6 protein-coding genes, 1 tRNA gene and 2 rRNA genes (1 of these 9 cut by a window edge) are annotated in these 10,000 nt (G+C 60.8%); all 9 read left to right on the top strand.

All coding sequences use genetic code 11. The features are described 5' to 3' along the window. Positions 1–2,375 (top strand): 23S ribosomal RNA (locus ENZ75_RS04405) (it extends 447 nt beyond the left edge of the window). Between the two features lie 270 nt (positions 2,376–2,645). Next, positions 2,646–2,760: ribosomal RNA gene (gene rrf / locus ENZ75_RS04400) — 5S ribosomal RNA — on the top strand. Between the two features lie 154 nt (positions 2,761–2,914). Next, positions 2,915–2,991, top strand: a tRNA-Met gene (locus tag ENZ75_RS04395). A 668-nt stretch (positions 2,992–3,659) separates the two neighbouring features. Continuing rightward, positions 3,660–4,691, top strand: coding sequence for a substrate-binding domain-containing protein (locus ENZ75_RS04390; RefSeq protein WP_127224204.1), 1,032 nt, complete (start codon positions 3,660–3,662; stop codon positions 4,689–4,691). Between the two features lie 93 nt (positions 4,692–4,784). Then, positions 4,785–6,320, top strand: a complete 1,536-nt coding sequence (locus ENZ75_RS04385) for a sugar ABC transporter ATP-binding protein (RefSeq protein ID WP_063169062.1) — start codon at positions 4,785–4,787, stop codon at positions 6,318–6,320. 76 nt (positions 6,321–6,396) lie between these two features. Further along, complete coding sequence (locus ENZ75_RS04380; protein WP_224674565.1) at positions 6,397–7,320, top strand: ABC transporter permease; 924 nt, start codon at positions 6,397–6,399, stop codon at positions 7,318–7,320. A 25-nt stretch (positions 7,321–7,345) separates the two neighbouring features. Continuing rightward, positions 7,346–8,326: a sugar-binding transcriptional regulator gene (locus ENZ75_RS04375; RefSeq protein WP_024504451.1), complete on the top strand. Its 981-nt coding sequence runs from the start codon at positions 7,346–7,348 to the stop codon at positions 8,324–8,326. Beyond that, entirely contained in the window at positions 8,323–9,318 is a 996-nt protein-coding gene (locus ENZ75_RS04370) for an aldo/keto reductase (protein WP_128277918.1), read from the top strand. Before ENZ75_RS04375 ends, ENZ75_RS04370 begins: the two co-directional genes overlap by 4 nt. Before the next feature lie 20 nt (positions 9,319–9,338). Then, positions 9,339–10,000: FAD-dependent oxidoreductase (locus ENZ75_RS04365; protein WP_128277917.1), on the top strand; the 662-nt coding region annotated here is incomplete at its 3' end.

The following is a 10,000-nucleotide window of genomic DNA, read 5'->3' as shown; positions in this document are numbered from 1 at the left end:
CCTGTCTGAAATTGGGGGGACCACCCTCCAAGCCTAAGTACTCGTGCATGACCGATAGCGAACTAGTACCGTGAGGGAAAGGTGAAAAGCACCCCGACAAGGGGAGTGAAAGAGTACCTGAAACCGATTGCCTACAAACAGTGGAAGCCCAAGGTTCGTCCTGGGTGACCACGTACCTTTTGTATAATGGGTCAGCGACTTAGTGTGACGAGCAAGCTTAAACCGCTAGGTGTAGGCGCAGCGAAAGCGAGTCTGAACAGGGCGTTCAGTTCGTCGCATTAGACCCGAAACCGAGTGATCTAGCCATGAGCAGGTTGAAGGTAAGGTAACACTTACTGGAGGACCGAACCCATAACTGTTGCAATAGTTCGGGATGACTTGTGGCTAGGGGTGAAAGGCCAATCAAACTCGGAAATAGCTGGTTCTCCGCGAAATCTATTTAGGTAGAGCGTCGACCGAATACCCCAGGGGGTAGAGCACTGGATGGGCTAGGGGTCCTCACCGGATTACCAAACCTAACCAAACTCCGAATACCTGGGAGTACTAGTCGGCAGACACACGGCGGGTGCTAACGTCCGTCGTGAAAAGGGAAACAACCCTGACCTACAGCTAAGGTCCCCAAGTTATGGCTAAGTGGGAAAGGATGTGAGGATCCCAAAACAACCAGGATGTTGGCTTAGAAGCAGCCATCATTTAAAGAAAGCGTAACAGCTCACTGGTCTAAATAAGGGTCTTTGCGCCGAAAATGTAACGGGGCTAAAGCCATACACCGAAGCTTAGGGTTTGGTCCGCAAGGGCCAAGCGGTAGCGGAGCGTTCTGTAAGCTGATGAAGCCATACCCGTGAGGGGTGGTGGAGGTATCAGAAGTGCGAATGCTGACATGAGTAACGTAAGGGGAGTGAGAGACTCCCCCGCCGAAAGACCAAGGGTTCCTGCTTAAAGCTAATCTGAGCAGGGTTAGCCGGCCCCTAAGACGAGGCGGAAACGCGTAGTCGATGGGAACCACGTTAATATTCGTGGGCTTGGAGGTAGTGACGGATCATTGAGGTAGTCCAATCTTATCGGATTGAACGGGCTGCTGCGTGGTTCCAGGAAATAGCTCCTCCTTATAAACCGTACCCGAAACCGACACTGGTGGTCTGGTAGAGTATACCAAGGCGCTTGAGAGAACTATGCTGAAGGAACTCGGCAAATTGCACGCGTAACTTCGGAAGAAGCGTGACCCTTTTCTACGCAAGTAGAGGAGGGTGGCACAGACCAGGGGGTAGCGACTGTTTATCAAAAACACAGGGCTCTGCGAAGTCGCAAGACGACGTATAGGGTCTGACGCCTGCCCGGTGCTGGAAGGTTAAGAGGAGGGGTGCAAGCTCTGAATCGAAGCCCCAGTAAACGGCGGCCGTAACTATAACGGTCCTAAGGTAGCGAAATTCCTTGTCGGGTAAGTTCCGACCTGCACGAATGGCGTAACGACTTCCCCGCTGTCTCCAGCATAGACTCAGTGAAATTGAATTCCCCGTGAAGATGCGGGGTTCCTGCGGTTAGACGGAAAGACCCCGTGCACCTTTACTATAGCTTTACATTGGCATTCGTAGTGGCATGTGTAGGATAGGTGGTAGGCTTTGAAGCCTGGGCGCCAGCTCAGGTGGAGCCACCCTTGAAATACCACCCTTATTACTATGGATGTCTAACCGCGGCCCGTTATCCGGGTCCGGGACAATGTATGGTGGGTAGTTTGACTGGGGCGGTCGCCTCCTAAAGAGTAACGGAGGCGCGCGATGGTGGGCTCAGAACGGTCGGAAATCGTTCGCTGAGTGCAATGGCATAAGCCTGCCTGACTGCGAGACTGACAAGTCGAGCAGAGACGAAAGTCGGTCATAGTGATCCGGTGGTCCCGCGTGGAAGGGCCATCGCTCAACGGATAAAAGGTACGCCGGGGATAACAGGCTGATGACCCCCAAGAGTCCATATCGACGGGGTTGTTTGGCACCTCGATGTCGACTCATCGCATCCTGGGGCTGGAGCAGGTCCCAAGGGTATGGCTGTTCGCCATTTAAAGCGGTACGTGAGTTGGGTTCAGAACGTCGTGAGACAGTTCGGTCCCTATCTGCCGTGGGTGTAGGAATATTGAAAGGATCTGTCCCTAGTACGAGAGGACCGGGATGGACGGATCTCTGGTGGACCTGTTGTGGCGCCAGCCGCATAGCAGGGTAGCTATATCCGGACGGGATAACCGCTGAAGGCATCTAAGCGGGAAACCCACCTTAAAACGAGTATTCCCTGAGAACCGTGGAAGACGACCACGTTGATAGGCCGGGTGTGGAAGAGCGGCAACGCTTGAAGCTTACCGGTACTAATAGTTCGATCGGCTTGATCGTTCTCATTCCTTATGCCCATCTGACAAAGTCAGATGGTCTGTTCTCACTCACGCTTGTTCCGCCCTGCGGGCGGCGCTACGTGGGTGCGGCGCATCAGCGCCGACGGTCGGTCGACCTTGCGAAGCTTCGCTTCGAAAGGCGCCAGACCAAGAACCGTAAAGGCACACAAAGACCAGCGAACAGCCCCGAGAGGCACCCGACAGCTCCGCTGCCGATGTCTCTTTGTGCGCCTTCGCTCAAAAGCTTCTCGAACAACGTGCGTTTTGCCGACCTGGTGGTTATGGCGGAGCGGCTGCACCCGATCCCATTCCGAACTCGGCCGTGAAACGCTCCAGCGCTGATGGTACTTCGTCTCAAGACGCGGGAGAGTAGGTCGCTGCCAGGTCTGCCAAACGCACGTTGATCTCACATCCAAATCGGATGGAGAAAAATCTTCTCTTTATGAAATGGCCCGCCAAGGGATCACGGGCCGCGTAAGCGGCCCTTTCATTTGGTCAGCCATATACCTATCTGTAGGCCTCGGCTTACACAAAAATTGACGCGGGGTGGAGCAGCCCGGTAGCTCGTCAGGCTCATAACCTGAAGGTCACAGGTTCAAATCCTGTCCCCGCAACCAAATTCAAAAAAGCCCGCCATCGTGCGGGCTTTTTGTTTTGTGCCGTGCTGTGCTGCCGGCCTGTCATCAGGCGCCCGCAACCAGCCAAGCCAAGCCGCCAGACAGAAAACGCAAATCCTCTCCCCAAAACCAACATCAAAAACAGCCCGCCAGCCACAAATGCCCGCGCGCCGTTTTGATATGCGGCTGGGGTGGCCATCGATCTGCCCAGGCTCAGGCCCCCGAAAGCGAAGCCGAAGCTGCAGCCGACTTTCTGGCCAAGCGGACATATGGAGAGCGTCACGCTGCGCCCGGAACAGATCTATCAAAGACAGGATCGGGGGCTTCAGGCGATAAAGACGCGGCCGGCGGGAGGGTACCATGCGAGCCCCCGTGCGGATATTCCACCACCCTCTCCGGTTTCGCGGCCAAAGGCCGGTAAGGCCTTGCCCAGCCCGTACGGCATCTTGGCGGCCGCGCCCAGCCTCGTCGACCGGAGCGTAGGAATCCCCTTGAAGTAGGCTATGAAATATATTTCACTATGTGAATTATATTGACAATGCGCGCCCGGGCTGTAATGTTCCGATCGTCGGCTTTCGGAGGAAGGTCGGCATCATCAAATCCATACGGCAGCGCTCACTGAGTGCCTGCAACGGTCATTGAGGATGGCTTCGGCCAAGGGAGGAAACTTGCGCAAATTTCTGAGCACGCTCGCAATCGCGGCGGCTGCATCGACCTGCTTCGGGTCGATGCAGGTACGCGCCGAAACCCCTAACCCGTTCAAATGCGAGCCGGGTGAAAAATACGTCATGAACGTGATGGTCTCGGGCGTCGAATACTGGTTCCCGGTCTATGAAATGTTCAAGCAGGCCGGCCGGCAGTTCGGCTGCGAGACCGCCTATACGGGTACGCCGGAATACGACGTCAACAAGCAGATCGCCACCTTCGACCAGGCACTGGCGCAGAAGCCGGCCGGCATACTGGTACACCCGATGAACTCCGATCCGTTCATCGAGCCGATCAACCGCGCCATCGAGCAGGGCACCGCGGTGGTGACCTTCGCCGCCGACTCGCCGAATTCCAAGCGCGTCTCCTACATCACCTCCGACAACAATGCCGAAGGCACCTATGCCGCCGACGCCGTTGCCAAGGCGATGGATGGCAAGGGCGAATATGCGGTGCTGGAGAATCCCGGCCAGGACAACCACGACAAGCGCGTCAACGCCTTCGTTGCCCGCATGGAAGCCAAATGGCCCGACATGAAGCTCGTCGGCCGCGCCGCTTCGAACCAGGATCCGACCAAGGCCTATCAGGCGGTTTTGAGCCTGGCCCAGGCGCATCCGGACCTCGGCGCCGTGTTCATGCCGGAGGCCAACTCGGCCATCGGTGCTGCCCAGGCCGCCAAGGAAGGCGGCGGCAAGATCCGCGTCATGCTCGCCGACGTCAACGCCAAGATCCTCGACATGATCAAGGCCGGCGAGATCTTCGGCTCGGTCAATCCCAACCAGGGCATGCAGGGCTATATGGGCTTCATGCTGTTGTGGATGGCCAAGCATCCCGGCCTGATCGATCCGATGAACGACGCCAAGCGTTCGGGTTTCAACCCGATGAGCGTGCCCTTCGTCGACAATGGCTTCTCCATCGTCTCCAAGGACAATGCGGACGACTTCTACTGGGACAAGTACCTCAAGCGTCGCGGCACCAAGGGCATCGAGGAATAGTCTCGATCGCCGCCCCGGCCTCCACAAGGCCGGACCAACCGGGAAGGAGGCTTCGGCCTCCTTCCTCCCCCGCAAGCATCGCAGGAGCATGGCGTGACCCAGTCGCCCATTCTTGAAATCCGCGGTCTGTCCAAGGCGTTCGGCCCGGTCAAGGCACTGAACGACGTGCGGTTCGAGCTGCGGCGCGGCGAAATCCATGCGCTGTGCGGCGAGAACGGCGCCGGCAAGTCGACGCTGATGAACATGATCGCCGGTGTATTGCAGCCCGACGAGGGCGACATCCTGATCGATGGCGAGCGTGTTTCGATCCACTCGCCCGCGGCCGCCCAACGTCTCGGCATCGCGCTTGTCCACCAGGAGATCGCGCTGTGCCAGGACGCCACGGTTGCCGAAAACATCTACATGGCCGCGATCAACAGCCGGCGCGCACCGCTGATGAATTTCCAGAAGCTCTACGCTGACGCCCAGAAGGTCATGGACCTGCTCGCGCCCATTCCGGTGCACACCAGGGTCGCCGACCTCTCCATTTCCAACCAGCAGCTCGTCGAGATCGCCAAGGCGCTGACGCTCGACTGCAAGGTGCTGATGCTCGACGAGCCGACCGCCGCACTCACCGAAAGCGAAGCGCAACGCCTGTTCTCGATCGTGCGCGGGCTTAGGGAACGTGGCATTTCGGTGGTCTATATCAGCCACCGCATGGCCGAGATCTTCTCGCTCTGCGACCGCGTCACCGTCTTCCGCGACGGCCGCTACGTGGCGACCGATGCGATAGCCGCCGTTTCACCCGACGATGTCGTGCGCAAAATGGTGGGCCGCGAAATCACCCAGCTCTATCCCGACAAGCTGGCGCCGCAAGAGCCTGGGCGCCTTCTCCTGTCGGTCGAGGGGCTTTCCGATGGGCGCCGCTTCGCCGACGTCGATCTGCAGCTTCGCGCTGGCGAAATTCTGGGCATAGGCGGCCTGATCGGCGCCGGCCGCAGCGAGATCGCACAGACGGTCTGCGGCCTCAGGCCAATGACCTCTGGAACCGTCGCGCTCGACGGAAAGCAGCTGCGGCTGCGCAGTTATGGCGATGCGGTCAAGGCGGGGCTGGTCTATCTCTCTGAGGATCGCAAAGGCTCCGGCGTGTTCCTCGATCTGCCGATCGCGGCGAACATATCGGCGCTCGACCTCGGCCGGCTCACCGGGCGCCTCGGCCTGCTCGACCGCAAGGCCGAGGATCGTCAGGCGCGGGAGCTGACCGGCAGGCTCGGCGTGCGCATGGCCGGCATCGAGGCCACTGTGTCGACGCTGAGCGGTGGCAACCAGCAGAAGGTTGCCATCGCCAAGCAGCTGTCCGTCAGTCCCAAGGTCATCATCATGGACGAGCCGACGCGCGGGATCGATGTCGGCGCCAAGGTCGAGATTCACCGGCTGCTGCGCCAGCTAGCCGGCAGCGGTGTCGGCGTCATCATCATCTCGTCCGAACTGCCGGAGCTGATTGGCTTGTGCGACCGCGTTCTTGTGGTGCGCGAAGGCAGGATCGCCGGCGAACTCGCCGCCAGCGAGCTCGGTGAAGAAGCCATCATCATGCTCGCCTCGGGCGTCCAGGACAGTTCAATTCAAAGGCAGGCCCAGAATGTCGCCTAGGGAATCAGGAGAAGCGCTCGTGCACGCCGAGATCAAGTCCGCCGGGCGGCGCATCAACTTCGCTCACCTCGCCTCGATGCGCGAGGCCGGGCTGATCGTCATCATCCTGGCGCTGTGCATCGCCATGAGCTTCGCCTCGCCGCACTTCCTGACATGGGGCAATTTCCGCGCCATGCTGATGAGCTTCTCCATCGAAGGCATCGTCGTCGTCGGCATGACCGTCCTGCTCATCGTTGGCGGCATCGACCTTTCCGTCGGCTCCGTCGTGTGTTTCTCGATGGTGGTCTCGGGTGCGCTGTTCCTCGCCGGGCTCGATCCCTGGACGGCAAGCCTGATCGGCATCGGCGTCAGCGCGCTGATCGGCGCGGCCATGGGCTTCTTCGTGACCGTGATAGGGCTCAATCATTTCATCACGTCGCTGGCCGCCATGGTCATCGTGCGCGGCATGTGCCTGGTGGTCACCAAGGGCACGCCGCTGTCGCTGTTCACCTTGCCGCCGGCCTTCAAGGCCATCGGCCAGGGCAGTTTCAACAACATCCCCTATGTCATCCTGATCTTCATCGTCGTGGTGGCGATCTTCGACTTCCTGCTGCGTCGCGCCACGGCCTTCCGCAAGGTTTTCTACACCGGCTCCAACGAGAAGGCCGCGCAGTTCTCCGGCATCAGGACCAATCAGGTGAAGTTCTGGGTCACGGTGCTGTGCTCGACCCTCGCCGGAGTGGCCGGCGTCATCTACATGGCGCGCTTCGGCGCGGCGACGCCGACCTTCGGCGCCGGCATGGAGCTCAACATCATCGCCGCGGCCGTCATCGGCGGCGCCTCGCTGAATGGCGGCTCGGGCACCATCTTCGGGGCGATCCTCGGCATGGCTCTGCTGTCGGTGGTGACGAGCTCGCTTATCCTGCTCGATGTCTCGGTCTATTGGCAGGACATGATCAAGGGATGCATCCTGCTGGCAGCGGTGTCGATCGATCACTTCCTGCACCGCAAGAAGTCCTGAACCTCAAAGGCGGCGAAACAAGACCATGGCCCCTCCCAACACCCGCGACGACATCGCCGCTGTTCGTCAGATGCACCAGGCGCTTGTCCTGCATTATGTCGAAGGCAAGACCCAGGCCGAGATCGCCGGGGAACTCGGCATCTCGCACGCGACCGTCAACCGGCTGATCAAGCGCGGTCACCAGCTCGGTCTCGTCGAGATCAAGATCAAGTCGCCGATCGATCATCTGGTCGACCTGGAAGCGCGGCTGGTGGCGCTGGGCGGCATCGAGCGGGCGATGGTGGTGCCGTCGGTCTCCGAAAATCCGCACACCGCCCTGCAGCGGGTCGGCGAGGCGGCGGCTGGGCTGCTGCTCGACACCATCAAGGACGGCGACACCATTTCGATCACCGGCGGCAAGGGCGTCAGCGCGCTGGTCGCCGGTCTCAAGCCGGGGCGCCGCTACGACGTCGAAATCATTCCCGCCACCGGGCTGGTGCAGGGCAAGCACTACACCGATGTCAACCACGTCGCCTCGCTGATGGCCGACAAGCTCGGCGGCCGCGCCTACCAGATCCATGCGCCGTTGTTTGCGGACACCGCGCAGCAGCGCGAGATGCTGATGGGCATCAGCTCCGTCGCCGACGTGTTTCGCAAGGCGCGCGAGGCCGATGTCGCGGTGGTGGGTGTCGGCTCCATCCTGACCGACGATTCCAGCTACTACGATTTGCATCCGTCCTCGAATGCCGATCGCCAGGCGATCGAGAAGTCCGGGGCAACAGGCGAGCTGCTCGCCCATCTCATCGATCGCCGGGGCAAGCTTTGCAACTACTCGCTCAACCGTTCGCTGGTCTCGTTGACGCTTGACGAGTTCGCGACCATCCCGCGCTCGATCGGCATTGCAAGTGGCGCCAGCAAGGTCGCGCCGATCCTCGCCGCAATGCGCGGAAATCATCTCGACACCATCGTCACGGACGAGGCCACGGGGCTCCAGATCCTCGAGCTGGCCGAACAGGAGGCAGCATGAATTCTCGACAGATCCAGCGGCAGATCGGCAAGTCCGGCATATCGGCGTCGGCCGTGGGCCTGGGCACCTGGGCGATTGGCGGATGGATGTGGGGCGGCACCGACGAAAAGGAGTCGGTGCGGGCGATCGAAGCCTCGATCGATGCCGGCCTCAGCCTGATCGACACAGCGCCGGCCTACGGTCTTGGCCGCAGCGAGGCGATCGTCGGCACCGCCATCAAGGGCAAGCGCGACAAGGTGGTGATCGCGACCAAATGCGGGCTGAACTGGCATTCGGGCAAGGGCGGGCATTTCTTCGACCAGGACGACAAGCCAGCGCATCGCTATCTCGGCGCCGACGGCATCGCCTATGAGGTCGAGCAGAGCCTGCGGCGTCTCGGCACCGATCATATCGACCTCTACATCACCCATTGGCAGGACCCGACGACGCCGATCGCCGAGACGATGGCGGTATTGGAAAAGCTCAAGGCAGCCGGCAAGATCCGCGCCATCGGCGTCAGCAATATCAGCGCCGAGGATCTCGGCCATTATATCGATGCCGGCCAGCTCGATGCGATCCAGGAGCGCTATTCGATGATCGACCGCGACATCGAGAGCAGCCTGCTGCCGATCACTCGCCGCCATGACATCGCCACGCTCAGCTATTCGTCGCTGGCGCTGGGGCTGCTCACCGGCACGGTCGACCCCGGCCGCACATTCGGCGGCGACGACCAGCGCAAGGACAACCCGCGCTTTTCCACGGCCAACCGGCAGAAGGTGGCAAAGCTGAAAGAGGCCATCGCCCCTATCGCCGAGAGCCACCAGGCGTCGACCGCGCAGATCGTCATCGCCTGGACGCTCGCCCAGCCGGGCATCACCTTCGCCCTGTGCGGCGCGCGCAATCCCGAACAGGCGCTCGACAATGCACGGGCCGGGGAGATCACGCTTGCGGCAGGCGAGCTTGCGGCAATCGACGCCGCGGCAGCCGCGCATCTCACTGCGATGGATGCCTGAGAAAAAAGGCAACAGCCCCGATGAACCGTAGCCATACGTTAGCCGGTCTGCGCGACCGGCCTGATATCGCCGTGCTCGTCATCGGTGGCGGCATCAACGGCATCAGCGTCTTTCGCGAACTGGCGCTGCAAGGCGTCGATGTCGTGCTGGCGGAAAAGGGCGATTATTGCAGCGGCGCCAGTGCCGCCCTTTCACGCATGGTGCATGGCGGCCTGCGTTATCTCGAAAACGGCGAATTCAAACTGGTGCGCGAATCGCTGCTCGAACGTGACCGGCTGCTGAGGAATGCCCCGCACTATGTGGCCCCGTTGCCGACGACGGTGCCGATCTTCGACATTTTCTCCGGCCTTGCCAACGGTGCGGTGCGTTTCCTGGGTCTGACGCGGCGGCCGAGCCGGCGTGGTGCGCTGGTCATCAAGACCGGCCTTGCCATGTACGACCTGTTCACCGCCGCACGGCGTTTGATGCCGACGCACAGGTTCAGGGGCCGCGCCGAAACCTTGAAAAAATGGCCGGCGATCAATCCGGCGATCCGCAATTCGGCGACCTACTACGACGCCTGGGTGAGCCGGCCCGAACGCCTCGGCCTGGAGATGCTGCTGGACGCCACGGCGAGCGCGGCGAACGCCCGCGCCTTGAACTACGCTCAGGTATCGTCGACAGGTGATAGCCTCGCCATTAC

The sequence above is a fragment of the Mesorhizobium sp. M7A.F.Ca.CA.002.04.1.1 genome (genome assembly GCF_004022805.1).
Lineage (GTDB): Bacteria > Pseudomonadota > Alphaproteobacteria > Rhizobiales > Rhizobiaceae > Mesorhizobium > Mesorhizobium ciceri.
This window is presented reverse-complemented; position numbering and strand designations above follow the sequence as displayed.